Below are 18,868 nucleotides of genomic sequence, written 5' to 3'. Positions count from 1 at the left end.
GAGGGCCATTTGTGTTAGCCTACGGTAAATCACACTATACTGTGAAATTAAAGACCAATTATATATCCCTATTAGTAAAACGAACAATAAATCATACTATAATGTGATTTATATTTGAATAATTAGATTTATTCATTAATTTAGATCTAAAATCACATTATAATGACAATTGAAGAAATAGGATCTGTCATTCGGGAACGAAGAAAGTTATTGGTGATCACTCAGCCCGAATTGGCTGATATGGCCCAAGTAAGCATAAATACACTCTACAAATTGGAAAGAGGCGAGGCAAACCCATCAGTTAAAATATTGAACCAACTGGCGGAAGTTTTGGGATTGGAGCTCAATCTTGGCATTAAGAAACTTGATCTATGAAAACCGCCGAAGTATTGCGCGATGGGGAAAGGATTGGACTTTTGATTAAAGAAGGTTCCAAAAGATATAAATTTCAATACGATGAGGCCTGGTTCAACAATCCAGATAATCCATCTGTAAGTCTTACCCTACCTAAAACCAAAAGGGAATTTGTTTCCGATCATTTGTTTCCATTCTTCTTCAACATGCTCTCGGAAGGGGTGAATCTGAAACTTCAGGCCAGAAGTTATCAAATAGATGAAAACGATTTTTTCTCACTGCTACTTCAAACAGCCACCACTGACACCATTGGAGCTGTCACTCTAAAAGCAATCTAAGGAATGAATCTTCATCTCAAAAATTGCCCTATCACCCTCAGCTCCAGTTTCAAGAGTTATAGCCCCATTGGATTAAAACAGCTTTTCAGTGGAAAGAAGACTTCACATCTACTTCCATACGAAAGTCATCAGCCCGAAAATGAGGCTGAAATGGAAGAGATGCTTGAAAACAGAAAACGGATATCAATTTCCGGAGCACAGGAAAAGCTTTCGGCTATTTGGGAAAAGGGATCGGTAAGACTGACGAAGAATGGTGAACAAGGAACCTTTATTCTAAAGCCTTTTCCAAGAGATATGGAACGAGTAGATATGGTACCTGCAAACGAGCATTTGACAATGCAGATTGCCAAACAGGTTTTTGGATTACGAGTGGCTGAGAATGGATTGATTTTCTATCAAAACGGCGAACCAGCATATATTACCAAACGATTTGATATTGATTACTCAACTGGGAAAAAGCTTGGAAAAGAGGATTTTGCAACCCTGGCAGGAAAAACCAAGGAAACTGACGGGGAGGAATTCAAGTACAATTACAGCTATGAAGGAATAGCTGATCTTATCAAAAAATATGTAGGAGCCTACCCTTTTGCATTAGAGGAGTTTTTTAAGCTGATGGTTTTCAATTTCCTGTTTTCAAACGGAGATGCACACCTGAAGAACTTTAGTCTCCTTGAAACCTCACAAGGTGACCACATGCTAAGTCCTGCTTATGATTTAGTAAATACCCGCCTTCATGTAAAAGATCCTGAACTCGCCTTAAAAGACGGTCTATTCAAGGATGACTTTTTAACTCCAAGCTTTGAGGCAAACGGATTTTTGGCTTACGATGATTTTTGGGAGTTTGGTATTAGAATAGGGATTCTGAAATCCAGAGTACTTAAGGTAATGGATCAATATCGATCACCATTAGATGAAGTAGCAAAACTAACAGAAAGAAGCTTCTTGGATAATGACTCAAAAAACCTTTATTTGAACTCCTATCAGACCCGGTTGAAATCCTTGAATTATTCCTTTACAAAGTTGATTTGAAATTGAAAAGGTAGGATTAGATGGTGAAAAATTGGTGAGCTGATATCAAAGAGAGTGTTGTAGGTGTTCGTTACATTTAAATTTTAGCTATTGGCTTCCCCTTCATCCCTGCATCGACCAATTGAGCAAGAAAAATTGCAAATGGCTTGATATCTTGTTTAGTACTGGCTTGTTCCAACGCTTGCATATATTCATCACGTTGTTCCACCGGGATAACTGTCCATGGATATCCTCCGGATGCAAGCATTACATTCATTAAAAACCTTCCCATCCTACCGTTTCCATCTATGTATGGATGGATAAAAACAAATACAAAATGCCCGAGAACTGCCCTTACGGCCGCACTCGGTTCTTCTGCCAATAGTTGAAACAGAACTGGCATAGCATCTCGCACTGCTTCTTTGTTTAAAGGTGTATGCATCGAATTGCCAATATAAACTTGGTGATTTCTGTATCCTGACAGGTCTGCTGGTTTCAATAAACCGGCGATTATACTGGGCCCAAAAAGCTCGCGATACCATTCACCATGATCCTCGTCAGCCACTTGACCAGGATTTGATTTTCCCAAAACCTTCTTCACGCTCACTTTTACCGAATTAAAGGCATCCCAATAGCCTCTTGCAGCCATTGCATCCCGCTGTTGGCTATCGGCTTTGTTTGCTTCACTATTCCAGTTCCCAGCTCTGATCTTTTCAATCATTTCAGGAGTAACTCTATATTTCTCAATCGATAAGGAATGATAGGCATCTGTTATAAAGATATCTTCCACTGATTTAATGTAAGAATCTATATCTGTGGGAATACCCGGTTCTGACGGAAATTGAGCATTTATCGTTTCCCTCATACCCATCCACATTAATTTGATTCTGCTTTCATAAGGAGATCTTATTCGGGAAGTAAAAATCATTGGCGTTGGCTTTTCAAATGGATCAGTAACTCGAACATCATAACCGGCCTTAATCATTGTCTCTGAGATATTAGTTGCGATTTTTTCCTTACCAATATTACTGAGCGCTCCTGCAATCCTTCCGGCAATAACACTATGCCCCCCGTTTAACAATAAAGACAGGATTTCAGAGGAATCGCTGAACAATGATAGGGCTGTTCTCACGTCCAAGGAATTTTGGGTGTAGGTATTGGGGGAACATCTCACCAATGCAGCAGGCAAAGAATACATGCGTATGCCCTGATTTACTTCACATTCATTCTTATCCGGCAGATTGGCTTTCAATAAAAACAACGAGGTGTTATAAGGCAAAGGAGTTGTAGCATTATTTGCTTTGGGCGACCGCACAATCAATTGCAAGGGAATGGAGGTATTTCCAGCGTGTAGCACCAAGGATTGTTCTGCTGAAACGCACCACTCTTCCCCAAATCTATCTTCCAGATATTGAGTACAGAACTCCCAATAATTACTGAACCAAACCGTACTATCGCCTTTGCCAAAAGTTGGTGAAACGATCAGATACCATCCTTTATAAACCTCTTCGATAAAATTATTTTTTAGCAAGCGCTCTCTATGCGTACGGCTGAGCATCTCCGATTTAATTGCCACGATTCCTCGATCTTGAAGTACTTTTAATTCTTGAAGTGAATCAGCTAACTTTTCTGCTGGAGTTGCCATATACTTTCAATTGAATTTTAAATGCATTGTTATTAGTTCAATAAATCAATGATGTATTAATACAATAATTTAATGATGTATCAAATCTATAAAATAATGCTGTATTAACTCAATAAAATACAGAATATCCATCGATTTCGATTTAAGCATTAGCAATGCCGCAGCCTTGGAGCAATTTATTTGTTCATTAAATTCACTTGTTCACGAATCGTGAACAATCGACTAAGGACCAATATTTTGAAATAAGGAATACATCCAAATAAAATATGATGAGTCAACGGCCGAGCTTCAATTATATGCTTTCGACGAAATAGCGGAAAAGGTACTCCAGGTGCTGCGGAATGATTTGAGACGGTGACTCCTCACTTCATACAAATAAAATTAAGTGGTCCGTGAAGACACGAACCACGGCGATAGAGAACCACAGCGATTACTCCAGGCATATGGAGCAAAAGTCCTGTAAGCACGCCCTTCAATAGCCCAGCTTTTTAAAGCTGGGTTTTTAGAATCGAAAGATGAATTCCAGCGATGGCGCTTATGGTCGATATGGAAAAGGAAGTAGTTGCCAGCGCAATGGAAATGTATAGGCGGATTAAAAATCCCACAGAAATACCTCGAAATTGCAAATTCCAAGGACCCAAGGATTTCTTAAGAACTAAGGACCTTCCCCCCTCCAGCCTTACAATCGAAGCTTGAACCCTCCATTGATCACAAATCCATCGACAGGAGCATAGATATCCCTGAACTCAGGATCGGCCAAAGAGCCGGTATAAATCGTGTCAAATCGAGTTTGCCTCGCATCCAGAAAGTTTTCAAAATTGAGGAAAACGGAAAATCGCTCGCCGAGATTCTTTTCTGTCATAAATCCAAAAATCCAGTAAGATTGGCCAATTGCTCCATCATTTAGCACTTGGGGGCTGAAATAGTAAGCTTCCAAACCAAACCGGAAATTTTCATGCTTTTCATACATCAGTACATTATTCAGACGATGCTTTGCTACAAGCGGAAAGGGTGTTTTGATTTGTTGGATGGTTTGGCTTACATCAGAAAAGGTATAGCCTAAAAACAGTTTAAAATCCTTGTATTCCCATTTCATATTGACTTCAACTCCTTGAGTCTGAAGCTGTCCCTCCGGCTGAGTATAGCTATAAAATGTATTGTTATTCAAGGTTAAAATCAATGGATTGTAGATGGATGTAGTGAAAAAAAGCACGTTGGTGTTAAGTACTAATTCTTCCCCGATAGCCATCCGATAATTGGCGTCCAAATTGATTCCGGCAGAACGCTCAGCTTCCAGGGAATTGGGATCGATGGGCAATACCTGTCTGAATGTAAGCCGTTCTGTCTCTTCGGTAAAAACGGTGGGCGATTTATAACCTAATCCTCCACCAAGACGAAAGGTCAGAAGCTCGGTGGGTTCATACATCAGTGACAATTTGGGTAAGGCAAATGTCCCATAATCTTGCTGGGTATCCACTCTAAGGCCGGACTCCATCGTCCATTGTGGCGAAATCTCCCAGAGGTTTTGAATAAAGGCTCCAAAAGTATTTAGTTGATAATCCAAAGGTCGGTCAGGGTTTCCCTGAGATTGAGTGAATTTTTCCGTCCAAAGATTAACTCCCCCCACCCATTCAGATTTACCCCTATTGGTTCTCAGATTCAATTCCGAAAAACTGGCAAATTGATTTCCACCAAAGCTGTAATCAGGGATGGAAATGGTCCGCTCAAAAATGTTGAAGCTGTTTATGAATTGAAAATCCCAATTTTCATCAATTTCCAGGCGATAGTCCAATTGGGTTGATATCCGGTTTGTAATATTCTTTTCAAAATAGGGATCGGTTACTTCCTTTCCTTGAATAAAAGCCAGATTCCCTCCAAGACGCTCTTCGGTAGTCCAATTCAATCCGACAATTAATTCACTTTGATCTGATGGATTCCAGAAAAGTTTGGGATTGACGGTGAATCGATCAAATTTGGGAATGGCGGTAAGACCAATTGAAGCCGGATCGTAAGCCGTTCCTTTGTTGTAGGATGCAAAAACGGTCGTTCCGATTTTACCGGATTTTTGTGAATAAAATCCACTGACATCCAGTCCCAAAGCAGAAGTCCCGTTGATCATCAGGTCAATTCCACCATCTTCCTCAGGCCTTTTGGAAATTAAATTGACCAATCCTGCGATGGCTCCTCCCCCATATAGCGTGGAAGCCGAACCTTTGATCACTTCCACTTGTGCCAAATCAAGCGGGGGAATCTGCATCAAACTCAAGCCTCCTGAGTAACCCGAATAGAGCGGTAGTCCATCTCGCAATAGTTGCGTGTATTTACCATCCAATCCCTGAATTCGAATACTGGAATTATAGCTTGTGGCGGAGGTTTGTTGGGTCTGAATGCCGGTACTTTCATTAAGCAACATTCGGATATCCCCAGGCTTCATATAGCCTTTTTCGGCAAGTTCCTCTCCTGCGATGACCTCCACACGAGTTGGAATATCCTCGATCACCCGGCTACTCCGGGTAGATTGGATCATGACCACTTCCATTTCTTCCTCCTCGTGGTGTAGCTCAATGATTTCCAAAGTTTCTCCAACAGGAAAAGTCCGCTTGATGCGTTGCGTTTCAAATCCTAAAAATCTGATTTCTATGGTATAAGTGCCATTGGGAACATTTTCGAAAACTGCAATTCCTTCTCCGTCGCTAACTTCTCCGAGTTTAAGTTCTTTAATCTGTACTGTCGCACCAGAAATTGCCTCCCCGCTTTCCTCATCGATAATTTTTAAGCGATAGATTTCCTGGCCAAAACCAAGGGAAGACCAAAAGAATAAGGCACAAAATCCTAGAAGTAATTTCATGTATTTATAATTTTTTCTTTATGGCCACATGGAATCTCGCATAGTTTATAATCATCCCTCTGTGTGTTCCCGTACGTACGGGATCATGCTCGATTTCATATGATTATAATTTTTTTTCAAAGGCCATACCTGCCTGCCGGCAGGCAGGTGGAATCTCGCATGGATTATAATCATTCCTCTGTGTGTTCCCGTACGTACGGGATCATGCTCGATTTCATGTGGTAATTTGATTTTTGAAGGCCATATGGAATTGGGAGGTCGAAACTAGCAAGTTTCGGGCAGACACTTCTAATTTTTAAACTGGAAATCTCAAGAGCAAAAGCGCTGTAGCCACGCTCTTCAATAGCCCAGCTTTTTAAGCTGGATCTTAAGAGTTAAAAGATGAATCCCGGCGATTGCGCTTAAGGTTGATATGGAAAAGGATTTGATGCCAGCACAATGGAAATGTGTATGCGGATTAAAAATCCTACAGAAATACCTCGGAATTGCAAATTCCAAGGAACCAAATGAAATTAGGTGGTTCGTGGAGACACGAACCACGGCGATAGAGAAATACTACCACGGCGATTACTCCAAGAATTTGGAGCAAAAGGGCTGTAGGCACGCCCTTTAATAGCCCAGCTTTTTAAAGCTGGGTTTTAAGAATTGAAAGATGAATCCCAGCGATGGCGCAGTAAGATTGATATAGAAAAGGAAGTAGATGCCAGCGCAATGGAAATGTAGGATTGTTGGTAGAATTGTTACGTGTACAGACCTTCCAAATCCCCCTTTCCCCTTTAAAAACCATTTATTCTCTTATCGAGAATATAGGTGCGGAAAAATTTTTATAGGCGCATTTTGAATATATTCAGAATTTTTGAGCGCAGAATTATACTCACTTCTCATTCGAGGCATTCATTCCTCAGAATAGGCATTTTTTTACGGGAGAAAAATTATTTGCCCTAAATCAGTATTCAAATATTCACCCGTTATTATTCTAATCGACTCAAGACAAATGGAGGTGGTGTCCAGAGTTTTTAGCATCGGCGAAAAACCACACACCTAATCGAAGTGCCTGAAGTGCAACAAAAAACAAGTGTCCAAAGGAGGTTTAGTGTTGAAATTATGCAATTCAAAATTTTTGCAAACTCAATAAAAAGCCATTTCTTTTTTTAAAAAAAACTTCAAGAGCTAAAGCAAACGGACTACTAAAACGCCATTGAAAATTCCGATCACCACTTGGCTTAATTCCTGTAATGGTGAAGCAAACTGTGCAATGGGGAAAACGGATGAATTACCTTTTTCCTTGTGATGGTTGGGCTAATTTGAAAGGCCATAGAGTGCTGATTAACTAATCTCCAATTGAAAATCCACATCAAATTCATGGTCAGCCTTCGTTGCAAATTGATCGTTCAGCAACAGTTGGACAGGATAGGCATCCATTATTTGTCCATAGATCTTGGGGTGGTGGAAACTGAAAATATTATCCCATGTGATCAGATTGAAGAATTGAGGAAAAGCCTCCAGCTTGTCGGTTTGGAAATACTTGAAGACAGAAAAAGTATTTTGATCGACAAAATCAAAAACGGAATCATCGAATTGATCCATTGTAGTAAGGATGAATTACGAGTAAACCATTCTGATTATATCAGCAAAAAAGTAGGCTACGATTACACCTATTTATCGAATATTTTTTCTGAAGTCGAGGGGATAACGATTCAGCAATTCATCATCCTGCACAAAATCGAAAAGGTAAAGGAGTTGCTGCTCTATGGGGAACTCTCACTTACAGAAATCTCTCATAGAATGAATTACAGCAGCGTTTCCCATCTATCAACCCAGTTTAAAAAGGTGACGGGCCTCACCCCATCATTTTTTAATCAATTGAAAAAAAGAGAAATGAGAAACTGAAGGATCTGCGAGCTAAAGGCATTTTCTTCATGACAGTTTTGCTGGAAGCCGGGAGACCGAAGTGATCAATATTTTACTCCTGATTTTCACAATTGGAAGGGAAGGATTACTTTACAATTAAGGAATTAAGGTCATTAAGTGCCGTAATTGAGCTCCAGATTCGGATTCTTTTACGTCAAGTCATGTGCTCTTCTTGTTCACCAAAGCTGAAAGCCCAACCTAAATGTTCTCAATTTTCTAAATGGTTAAAATTCTAAAGGTCTTTTTGCTGATTCAAAATGTAGCTTAAAAAAAAGCAGCCCTGAATAATCAGAACTGCCTTTTTAAATAGAAAACCAAATTGACTTTCTCGGATCAGTATTTCTTACTTAGCCGGAGTGATATCAATGATTACGGTACGGTTGTAAGCACGCTCTTCAGGGAATTTGTTTTTGAACGGCGAGACTTTTTCATCCTCCCCAAGTCCCTTGACTACAAATTTCACATCAGTTCTTCCTGCCTTCGTCAGACTTTTTTCAAGAATACTTCTGACATCATTAGCTCGTGCTAGCGACAATCCTAGGTTGTATGCTTCCTCTCCAATGGTATCAGTATGACCATGAATAGTCACTGTACCTCCTTGTGGTATCTTGGGAGCCACCACTTCCGTGAGGTATTTCTCATAGCTCGCTAAGGCCTTAGCATCGTTGAATTCATAGATAATACTATATCTATTGCCTTCTTTACTTGTCGGTGGCGTCCAAAGAACCATTTTTACCGGAGTCTCTTTTCTGATCGTTTGACCATCTTTGGTTAGACCCACCATGGTCACTGTATAATCCCCTTCCGGCTTTTTACCCAACATCGATTCACCTGACAGACTTACTTTTTCTGAAGTAAAAGGCCCGAAATTCTGTATTTTTCCCTGCGAATCTTTTACTTCCAAAGACCAGGAAGTGAAGGCTTCCTTAGCTCCATCCACATCGAAAGTAACATAACTTTCTTCAGGAGCTACCAGAGAGACTGGCTTTAGAGGTGCTTCTAAACCACCATTAAATTCCATCAATAATTGTGGTGAACTGCTTTCGATAGACACACGGCGATCACCTTCCAGTAATAGATTCAGTTCCTGCGATGTTCTTGACTTTTGGGAAGAGATTCTTGGTTGCGTCAAGCCTTCGGTAGCAATTCTTGATGCGTCGATTCCCCAAGTGCTAACCAAATAAGTCTTAACTGATTCAGACATTTTCTTGGCTTCTAGAGCACCTTTCTCTGTAGACCCAACCAATTTGATATTAGTGGAAGGATATTTCATCATGCGTTCGCCAAGTATATTCAGCACATTGTAATACACCATCAGTTGTCGATCAGCCCGGCCAGCTAGATCTTTCGGTGCAAAGACATCCAATTGATCTGCTTTGAAATCTTTTACCTGACTTTTTTCAAGCGTTACATAGCGATTTGGAATAGCAGTGGAATTTGCATCAAAGTACACGTAGTTCCGAATTGGAAATGTCTCCAGGAAGCTGGTTGATCCAGGCTTATTCTCAGGAGAGTTTACAGCAAATTTAACCACTGGCACTGCCATTGGTGCAGGAGCCGGAGCTTGTACTGTCATTGGGATTTTACGCCCTTTACCAAACTTCAAAGCTGCCCCTACACGAAGCGTAGTCAGAGTCCAAGTTTCGGTAGAACGGGGATTCTGTCCAAAATATGGCTGGATGGCGACGAATGGTGAAAGGATGGTTTGTACTTTTTTGTTTTGGGAGGAAAGCTGAATATCATGTCCAGCTCCAATTTGCAGCGAAATCAGTTTTTGGTTCATATCGCTGAATTCCCCAGTTACTGCGGGAGTCGGTGCTTGATCAGGAAAATCCGGATTGATTCCCAATTGGTACTTGAATGCATTCGTTCTATTGAACGCAAATCGTGGACCTACATATAAATAGAAGCTATTTTTAAAAGGAGCAAAACGAAGGCTCGGCTCTATAGTAAGGTAACTCAAATCAGTAGACAAATCCGCCGGACAATTGCACGGAGTAGTGATCTGGTCAAATGAACTCTTACGGCTGTCATGTCCTGCCTGAAGCATCATTCCAAAACTCGATCCCAGACGATGATATTCGATCACAGGACCGAGAAACAAGCCAACCCCATTTCCGTGATTGAACCCCGCAGGAATGGTTAAAGTTGAGTTTAAACGCTGAGTAAGGCCTTGATTGAAGTTGAAATTCGCTCCGGCCGCCACTCCAAACTTCCAAGCAGGTCTGCTGTACTGATCCTGCTGAGCTTGAACCGTGATATGAGTTCCTGCCCCAAATATCATTGCGCCAACAAGAAGGGCTTTGACAGGGAGGAAATTAGGGGACCACGCAGCGCGCGATCCCTTAGTTTTATGTGTTATTAAGTTCATTAGTTTGAATTAAGGTTTTTCGATGGTATTTGTATTTGTCATCACTACCGCTCCATTGAGCACGAGCATTCTGCCTACGATCTTGGCATTGGAATTCATGGTGACTGAGGTCAATGCCAATACATTTCCTTTGAATGCGGTATTGTCTCCAATCGTAGCAGAGCTTCCTACTTGCCAGAAGATATTTTCGGCTTTAGCACCTCCACTGAGGATAATACTTCCACCTGCTCCTCCTACTGTGGTAAAACTTGAACCAATCTGGAAAATCCAGACAGCGTTAGGATCACCCTTTGCATCCAAAGTCAGATCACCTGCCTGTATCAAAAGCGAGGTATTGCTTTTGTAAATGCCAGGAGCAAGTGTTTTACCACCCTGGTCACCCGCGATAGTTGAAGGTGCCGGAGAAGTAGCTCCTTCAGCAAACAAATACGCTTCTAACAGATGTTGTTTAGCTTGTATCAACATGGCTGCCACGCCTGCTGGAGAGGCATCATCGGAGGCATAGATTGCTCCATTCACAATAGTTGCAGGCGGAAACCCGGTTACAGAAGAACGTGCACCAGGAGTAATACCTACATCCAAGTTTCGGATTACACTGAAGCCAGCATTATTACTGATTCCAGTGGCAGCGAAAATTCCAAACCTTCCGGCAGTCTTAAGATCTACAAAATAGGCAGACTGCTGAGTCAGGGTTGTGAAGGTCCAGACATAATTCTCAGCCAAACCGGTTCCTGCCAGATTTTGCGCACCTGTAGTGATAGTCGCAGTGTACGTTTGGTTAGGTGAAAGCGGGTTATTAGGAGTAAACGATGCCGTAGTTCCAATGTAAGTTACAGACCCATTGATCGTATTTGCACCTTGTCTGAGTGTAAAGGTTGTTCCCGAAATCGTCGCTGGATTCATTGGCTCACTGAATGTGGCTCTGATTACTTTATTCAGTGGAACATTTTGCTCATTGTTTTGCGGGTCAGTAGAAAGCACCGTTGGAGCGACTGCAACTGCCGTAGTAAATGTCCAGACATAATTATTGGCCAATGCAGTACCTGTTGAATTCTTAGCCCCCGTAGTGATTGTTGCGGTATAGACTAGACCAGGTAAAAGAGGATTAGTTGGCACAAATGAGGCAGTCGTACCAGTATAAGAAACAGTACCTGTAACAACTGTATTGCCTTGTTTTACCAAGAATGTCTCTCCTGTTATCGAGGCAGGATCCATCGTTTCACTGAAAACCGCTTTGATAGTCTTATTTAAGGCTACATTTGTCGCGTTGTTTTCAGGGTCAGTAGAAAGCACCGTTGGAGCGACTGCAACTGCCGTAGTAAATGACCAGACATAATTATTGGCCAATGCAGTACCTGTTGAACTCTTAGCCCCCGTAGTGATTGTTGCGGTATAGACTAGTCCAGGTAAAAGAGGATTAGTTGGCACAAATGAGGCAGTTGTACCTGAATAAGAAACTGTACCTGTAACAACTGTATTGCCTTGTTTTACCAAGAATGTCTCTCCTGTTATCGAGGCAGGATCCATCGTTTCACTGAAAACCGCTTTGATAGTCTTATTCAAGGCTATATTTGTCGCGTTGTTTTCAGGGTCTGTAGAAAGCACCGTTGGAGCCACTGCAACTGCCGTAGTAAATGACCAGACATAATTATTGGCCAATGCAGTACCTGTTGAACTCTTAGCCCCTGTAGTGATTGTTGCGGTATAGACTAGACCAGGTAAAAGAGGATTAGTTGGCACAAATGAGGCAGTCGTACCTGAATAAGAAACCGTACCTGTAACAACTGTATTGCCTTGTTTCACCAAGAATGTCTCTCCTGTTATCGAGGCAGGATCCATCGTTTCACTGAAAACCGCTTTGATAGTCTTATTCAAGGCTACATTTGTCGCGTTGTTTTCAGGATCTGTTGAAGTAACAGTCGGTGGAACTGGCGCTACTGTGGTAAATGACCAAACATAATTATTGGCCATCGCAGTACCTGTTGAACTCTTTGCACCGGTAGTGATGGTAGCCGTATAGACTAGGCCTGCCAAAAGCGGATTTGTTGGTACAAAAGATGCCGTGGTGCCTGTATATGATACCATGCCAGCTACTATTACATCTCCTTGTTTAACCAAGAATGTCTCTCCTGTTATCGAGGCAGGATCCATCGTTTCACTGAAAACCGCTTTGATAGTCTTATTCAAGGCTACGTTTGTCGCGTTGTTTTCAGGATCTGTTGAAGTAACAGTCGGTGGAACCGGTGGAACAGTTGTGAATGTCCAAATGTAATCACTAGCCAATGCTGTACCTGACACGTTTTTAGCACCTGCGGTAATCGTAGCAGTATAAACAAGATTAGGGGATAGCGGATTGGTTGGTACAAAGGAAGCTGTGGTACCGAGATAGGTGACCGTTCCAGCTACTACTGTATCTCCTTGTTTCACCAGGAATGTCGTCCCTGTGATAGTAGCAGGATCCATCACTTCACTGAAGAACGCTTTAATTGTCTTATTCAAAGGTACGTTAGTTGCTTTGTCCACAGGATCAGTGGAAGTTACAGTCGGTGGAACCGGAGCAGCAGAAGTCGTGAATGTCCAGACATAGTTATTTTCCATTGCCAGACCTGACAGATTCTTCACGCCGGTAGTGATGGTGGCCGTATAAACCAAGCTTGGTGATAAAGGACTATTTGGCACGAAGGAGGCAGTACCTCCTGAATAGGTAACCGTACCAGGAATTACTGTGTCTCCTTGCTTTAATAGGAATGTTGCACCAGAAATTGTAGTAGGATCCATTGCCTCACTGAAAGTGGCTTTTATGGTCTTGTTATAAGACACATTAGTCGCTTTGTCCACAGGGTCAGTGGAGGTTACTGTTGGAGGAACTATCGCAGCAGCTGTTGTAAATGACCAAACATAATTGCTCGCCATTGCGGTACCCAATAAATTCTTGGCACCATTAGTAATAGTGGCTGTGTAGATTAGGCTAGGCGACAGGGGATTATTTGCTACAAAAGATGCTGTTGTACCTGCATAACTCACTACTCCTGTGATTACATTGTTCCCTTGTTTCAAGGTGAAAGTCATCGTTGAAATTGAAGCAGGATCCATCGCTTCACTGAAAACCGCTTTGATAGTCTTATTCAAGGCTACGTTTGTCGAGTTGTTTTCAGGATCTGTAGATATTACCGTCGGTACGATTAGAGCTTCCGCTGCGGCCGTCGTGAATTTCCAGATATAGTTGCTTCCCAGCGGAGTTCCAAGAATATTCTTAGCACCGGTGGTGATGGTACCGATATAGACAAGACCTGGAGAAAGCGGACTGCTTGGCGTGAAAGTCAATGTACTTCCATTGAAGCTAAGTGTTCCGTTTATCGTCGTATTTCCTTGTTTTAGTGAAAAGGTGGATGCATTAATAGTAGACGGATCCATTGCTTGACTGAATACCGCTTTGACTACTTTGTCAAAGGCAACATTTGTAGCATTATTCACAGGATCTGTAGAAGTAACAGTCGGAGCAACAGCGACCTCAGATGCAGCAGTTGTAAAACTCCAGACATAATTGGTTGCTAGGGCTGTACCCAATGTATTCTTAGCACCGGTAGTGATTGTGCCAGTATAAACAAGATTAGGAGAAAGCGGACTATTCGGTTTGAAAGTAAGCGTTGTTCCACTGAAGCTGAGTGTCCCGTTTACCACAGTATTACCTTGCTTTAAGGAAAAGGTCGATGCCGTAATTGTAGCAGGATTCATCTCTTGGCTGAAAACAGCTTTGACCGTTTTATCGAATGCTACATTTATTGCATTAATCCCAGGATCTGTAGAAACGACCGTCGGAGCAACAACTACCTCAGAAGCCGCAGTAGTAAAAGTCCAGACATAATTTCCACCAAGGGCAATTCCTAATTTATTTTTAGCACCCGTGGTGACGGTACCCGTGTAGACAAGACTGGAAGATAGAGGCGTGTTGGAGATGAATGTAGCAGTTGTACCGCTATAAGTTACCGTTCCCGCAATGACCTTATCACCTTGTTTTACTGTGAATGTTGCTCCAGACAGTGTATTTGGATCCATCTCTTGGCTGAAAACCACACTGACATCTGTATTGATCGAAACATTTATTGCCTTATCTGCTGGATCGGTTGATACAATAGTTGGGGCCGCACCTGTATTAAAGGTCCAGGTGTAGGCAACTGCAAGAGGGATTCCGTCTGTATTTACCGCATCAACACTTATTGTGCCTGTGTAGGTAGTGGACGGCAAAAGATCTACTGAAGGAATAAATGTAGCAACACCGTTACTGTAACTTACAGCACCTGTTAAGCCTGTTGTCCCGTTATTCAATGTAAATGAAGTAGCATTAATTGTCGAAGGATCCATTTCTGCACTGAAAGTGGCAGTGATGCCAGTGTTAAGTGCAATTCCTGTAGCTAGATTAGTAGGGCTAGTAGAAGTCACAGTAGGTGCGACACCTGTAGTAAATGTCCATACATAAGGAGTCTGTAATACATTTCCCAATAAATCCGTCACAATCGGTTCTACCGTACCTGTATAGGTAGTATTAGCGCTAAGAGGACTATCCGGAAGAAAATTCATGGTGTTCGTTGGGGCATCATAAGTCAATGTACCGGAGACACTACTATCTACTCCGCCTGATGCATTCATTACTCTCAAGCTAAAGGCCGCTGCCTTAATGCTGGCAGGATTCATTTCCTCATTGAAAGTCACAGAAATGAGCTTATTCAGGGGAACTCCAACAGCTTTATCTGTAGGATTTGTGGACTCTACTTCGGGGCAAATTCCAAGGAGTTCATCAAAGGTATCTTGGCAACTTGCGAAGACTGCCGTTATCGATAAGGCGACCAAAATGGACCGCCAAAATCGGTTCTTAGTAGTTTCTGTTTTCATAAAACTTAAATTTTATTTTTCATTTAGTGTACTGGGTGATCAATTTTATATCCGCTGGTAATTCGAGTAGGAATAGATTAAAAAAAGATATAAACGGAATAAATAGTGAAAATTGAAATTGGTAACATCAAATTTGCATTTGGTAGGAAATTTGGTTTTTAGCTCTTTAACAGCCTTTTTTGAATCCTATATTGGCTAAAGGTGATGTGTCTATTTGCTGAAAAAGTTATACTCCAAGAGAAAGAAATTACATATTTCACTGATTTTGAAAAGTAGCAAACGGCGCATTTTCCAAGTAAAATTTCTATTATTAGGTTTGAATCTGAGTGATACCTTAAAGTTTCGGATACAGAATTTCAACCAACCATTCTAAATGCTAAAACTCTTTTTTTTGATTTCCATTGGACTCATTATACTCAACCCAAATCCTGCATTTTCCCAGCAAAAAACCGGGCTATTGGAAATCTCTAAATTCGTAGACGGAGATACTTTTTGGGTGCTCAATGAAAGGGGACAAAATGAAAAAATCCGATTAATCGGGATCAACACTCCTGAGGTGAGACGAACAGGCAGAAAAGAGGTAGAATACTTTGGCCAGGAAGCTTCTGACTTCGTGAAAAAGACGCTGACAGGAAAGAAAGTCAGACTGGAATACGATGTCCAACGGTACGATCGATATAAGAGAACATTGGCTTATGTTTATCTGGACGACGGCACATTTTTGAATGCCCTTTTGGTAAAAGAAGGGTATGCAACCGCCGCAACCTTTCCTCCTAATGTGAAATACTCAGAATATTTCGTAAAGCTGGAACGGGAAGCAAGGACTCTAAAGAAGGGGATGTGGAAGGATTGAGTCTTGAGGATTTACTCTTTAAATTATATGTATATACGCTACTTTGCCAGTAGATCAAAATGGCCTCGACTTCGCTCGGCCACCGGATTTGATGTTGTTAAAGGGAGGGGAGGAACATGCGGCTGCGCCGCATATTCCTCCCCTCCCTCAAAAACAAACCAACGGACACCGAGCGAAGTCGAGGTGGAACATAATAAAATTTGGCTGGTGGCAGAAAAGCATATACCCAAAATTTGTACAATACCCTGACTTTACCCCACCCTTGACTCCGAATACAAGTCATAAGCAGCCACCAATAATTGTCTGGCAGGGGAATAGCCATACTTTTCATGTTCCTCGATTTCACTTCGATTGATTGCAAAACCCGGTAAATACTTTTCATCCAACTCGTCCCAAAAAATCAACAAATAGCAATACGAGATCGGACTCGCCCTTCCTGCTTCCATCCAGGAATTAAAAAGTGCTTCATCAAGGGATTTTGGGTATCTCAGTCCTTCGAACATGGGAAAGATTTTTCTTATTCGATCATAAAAGTAGGCAATGCGAATAAATGTTTAGCTAGAAAATCTATATACTAGGAAGCAAAAAAGAATCCCAACCTTCTTTGTGGAAAGTTGGGACACTAGTTGATTTTTTGTGAATATCCTCCTCTTCACAAGTAGATAAAAAAGTATCTGGCAATTAAAATCTAAATTTAAGGCCTTCTTTGACTGCGGCCTCTTCGGTCTTCTCCTGCGCGCCGTGGCGTGGTCTCCGGTCTTCCAGCCTCAAACCTATGGAAGATTCGCCTGCTGAGAGAAATTCTTATACCTATATTCTTGAACTTTTCCAAGATCAATACACATCCAAAATCTGATATCTAAGCCCATTATATTCAATGATATCACCTTTTTTCTTACCCTTCATTTCTGGATAAATGGGTGCATGAACGGACAGTCCAAAAACTGATTTGCCATTCACTTCTACCGATTCGATGGAGGTGCTCACAAAGAAAATGCGTTGATCGGTCTCTATCACTGACCCTTCCCCTATTTCCTCGGTGACAGATTCCGGATCGATATTTTCCAAGACCATCAACTCATTTCTTAGAAAAAGTAATTCGTGCTCCATTCTCACCAATAGATCATTTTGCTCAGAGGTACCACGACCACCTTGGCTTTCCGATTCATCTTTGGTAGTCACCTCGGATTTGAGTCGAGCTACCTCCTTTTCAAAATCAGAAATGGTCAATTGCTGCTTGATGGTGCAAGCGTGTAAAATGCTGCTTTTCGAAAGTCTGGAGCTCATAGTAATATCAGATTATTGTTTACAATGATAGCTAACGCCAAACTTGCTTCATATGACGAAAGTCAGCAAAGAAACTGATTTAGAAATCAATGACTTGCTGACAGATAACACTTTGAGAATGAAATTTCATTTCAGATGGATTTCAATTCTTCCCAGCAAGCCAAATTCTCATCCATTTTTAAATAATAACTCTATTACCTTTCTCCGCACTTTCAAGAATTGCCTGAACGATTCGAATATCTCTGAGCCCTTCTTCTCCAGGCACCAAATACGAATTTCCTTCCATAAACGCCTTGGCATCCTGATCCATTTGATTGGCTTGTTGCCAAGGCACATCATAAGGAAAGTTGATCTCTCCAAGCGGGCTTTTTCCTTTGTTTCCAGCGTAAGAAGAAAAAGGAGCCATTTCTATAGTACCTTTTTCACATGTGATATTCAGAAAGTTGACGTTTTCCGCGAAAGATGTCTTGATCTTCCCGATTACACCTCCGGGGAATTCCAGTTCCGCCTCCACGATATCTCCCAATCCATCTTTATAAATTTCGGGACGCTCTGTCCAGACTTTGGCGGAATTAACAGCGACAGGCTCCATATTTGAACCCAATCTTGCACCTTGAATTGAATAAACCCCCATATCATAAATCACTCCTCCACCCATTTCACGCTTTTGCTTCCAGTGATCCGTTCTTCCTTCACGATACCCCGCTGCACAATCCAGGCTTAACACTTTCCCCAATGAACCCTCTCGGACTATCTTTTGGTACGCTTGGGTATTCGGTTCATGCTGACAGCGATAGCCAATAGAAAGTCCAACACCATTTGCTTTGCAGGCATCAATCATCGCTTGGCAATCTTCCGCTGTGACAGCCATGGGCTTTTCGCACCAAACTTCCTTTTTGGCCTTTGCGGCACGTTCCACATACTCCCGATGCATGGAGGGAGGGAGCACCACATAGATTACGTCGATATCCGGATTGTCCACAATCGTGTCAAAATTATCGTAGTTATAAATGTTTTTATCCGGGATATTGTATTTCGCTTTCCAAGTTTCGGCCTTTGATGGAGTTCCTGTCACGATACCAGCGAGATAGCAATGCTTGGTGTTTTGCAGAGCAGGAGCGAGTAGGTCAGTGCTATAGTACCCGAGTCCAACCAAAGCAACGCCGAGTTTATCTTTCTTGGATTTATTGCTGCAAGCAAAAAGGCTGGAGGATGCCAAGAGCCCGAGTCCGGTGGCCAATCCAAGGGTTTTGAGTGAATCGCGTCTAGAGGTCATAGAGTCAAAATTTGATTGAAAAAATAAGTTATTGGTTCTTTGTCTTTTATAAAAACCAAACTAGAGGTATTTTCAAATAATATTCTT

12 protein-coding genes are annotated in these 18,868 nt (G+C 41.7%); 5 read left to right on the top strand and 7 right to left on the bottom strand.

Annotated features, from left to right (window positions below; all coding sequences use genetic code 11):
* Positions 1 to 162: 162 nt before the first annotated feature.
* From ACK4HU_RS17800 to ACK4HU_RS17790, 3 genes are read left to right on the top strand one after another with little or no spacing between them, the layout of a single operon-like run.
* Positions 163 to 375: a helix-turn-helix domain-containing protein gene (locus ACK4HU_RS17800; protein ID WP_409809057.1), complete on the top strand. Its 213-nt coding sequence runs from the start codon at positions 163 to 165 to the stop codon at positions 373 to 375.
* A complete protein-coding gene (locus ACK4HU_RS17795) occupies positions 372 to 692 on the top strand; it encodes a HipA N-terminal domain-containing protein (RefSeq protein WP_409809055.1) in 321 nt (106 codons plus the stop codon). The genes ACK4HU_RS17800 and ACK4HU_RS17795 overlap by 4 nt, the downstream gene beginning before the upstream one ends.
* 3 nt (positions 693 to 695) lie before the next feature.
* Positions 696 to 1,721 (top strand): type II toxin-antitoxin system HipA family toxin, encoded by a 1,026-nt coding sequence (locus tag ACK4HU_RS17790; protein WP_409809053.1) that lies wholly within the window; start codon positions 696 to 698, stop codon positions 1,719 to 1,721.
* A 76-nt stretch (positions 1,722 to 1,797) separates the two neighbouring features.
* Here the strand turns inward: ACK4HU_RS17790 and ACK4HU_RS17785 are convergent, their stop codons facing one another.
* Together ACK4HU_RS17785 and ACK4HU_RS17780 are read right to left on the bottom strand one after the other, a co-directional pair.
* Positions 1,798 to 3,345, bottom strand: a complete 1,548-nt coding sequence (locus tag ACK4HU_RS17785; RefSeq protein ID WP_409809051.1) for a Fic family protein — start codon at positions 3,343 to 3,345, stop codon at positions 1,798 to 1,800.
* 679 nt (positions 3,346 to 4,024) lie between these two features.
* Positions 4,025 to 6,193 (bottom strand): TonB-dependent receptor, encoded by a 2,169-nt coding sequence (locus ACK4HU_RS17780; RefSeq protein WP_409809049.1) that lies wholly within the window; start codon positions 6,191 to 6,193, stop codon positions 4,025 to 4,027.
* Between the two features lie 1,341 nt (positions 6,194 to 7,534).
* Here ACK4HU_RS17780 and ACK4HU_RS17775 point away from each other — a divergent pair.
* Positions 7,535 to 8,083, top strand: a complete 549-nt coding sequence (locus tag ACK4HU_RS17775) for a helix-turn-helix domain-containing protein (protein WP_409809047.1) — start codon at positions 7,535 to 7,537, stop codon at positions 8,081 to 8,083.
* A 364-nt stretch (positions 8,084 to 8,447) separates the two neighbouring features.
* Here ACK4HU_RS17775 and ACK4HU_RS17770 read toward each other — a convergent pair whose 3' ends face one another.
* The gene (locus ACK4HU_RS17770) at positions 8,448 to 10,475 is read right to left on the bottom strand and encodes an OmpA family protein (protein WP_409809045.1); all 2,028 of its coding nucleotides are present in this window, start codon (positions 10,473 to 10,475) and stop codon (positions 8,448 to 8,450) included.
* A gap of 9 nt (positions 10,476 to 10,484) precedes the next feature.
* Positions 10,485 to 15,365 (bottom strand): Ig-like domain-containing protein, encoded by a 4,881-nt coding sequence (locus ACK4HU_RS17765; RefSeq protein ID WP_409809043.1) that lies wholly within the window; start codon positions 15,363 to 15,365, stop codon positions 10,485 to 10,487.
* Between the two features lie 373 nt (positions 15,366 to 15,738).
* Here ACK4HU_RS17765 and ACK4HU_RS17760 point away from each other — a divergent pair, with 373 nt between their 5' ends.
* Positions 15,739 to 16,218: a thermonuclease family protein gene (locus ACK4HU_RS17760; protein ID WP_409809041.1), complete on the top strand. Its 480-nt coding sequence runs from the start codon at positions 15,739 to 15,741 to the stop codon at positions 16,216 to 16,218.
* 251 nt (positions 16,219 to 16,469) lie between these two features.
* On the opposite strand, the gene ACK4HU_RS17755 is transcribed toward ACK4HU_RS17760, so the two are convergent.
* The 3 genes from ACK4HU_RS17755 to ACK4HU_RS17745 all read right to left on the bottom strand — a co-directional run bounded on the left by ACK4HU_RS17755 (position 16,470) and on the right by ACK4HU_RS17745 (position 18,781).
* Entirely contained in the window at positions 16,470 to 16,721 is a 252-nt protein-coding gene (locus ACK4HU_RS17755) for a hypothetical protein (protein WP_409809039.1), read from the bottom strand.
* A gap of 331 nt (positions 16,722 to 17,052) precedes the next feature.
* A complete protein-coding gene (locus ACK4HU_RS17750; RefSeq protein WP_409809037.1) occupies positions 17,053 to 17,505 on the bottom strand; it encodes a hypothetical protein in 453 nt (150 codons plus the stop codon).
* A 178-nt stretch (positions 17,506 to 17,683) separates the two neighbouring features.
* Entirely contained in the window at positions 17,684 to 18,781 is a 1,098-nt protein-coding gene (locus ACK4HU_RS17745) for a Gfo/Idh/MocA family protein (protein WP_409809035.1), read from the bottom strand.
* Positions 18,782 to 18,868 lie beyond the last annotated feature (87 nt).

It is taken from the genome of Algoriphagus sp. (genome assembly GCF_046296635.1).
In the GTDB taxonomy this organism is placed as follows: Bacteria; Bacteroidota; Bacteroidia; order Cytophagales; family Cyclobacteriaceae; genus Algoriphagus.
Note: the sequence above shows the minus strand (reverse complement) of the source record. Positions and strands in the feature narration are given on the sequence as shown.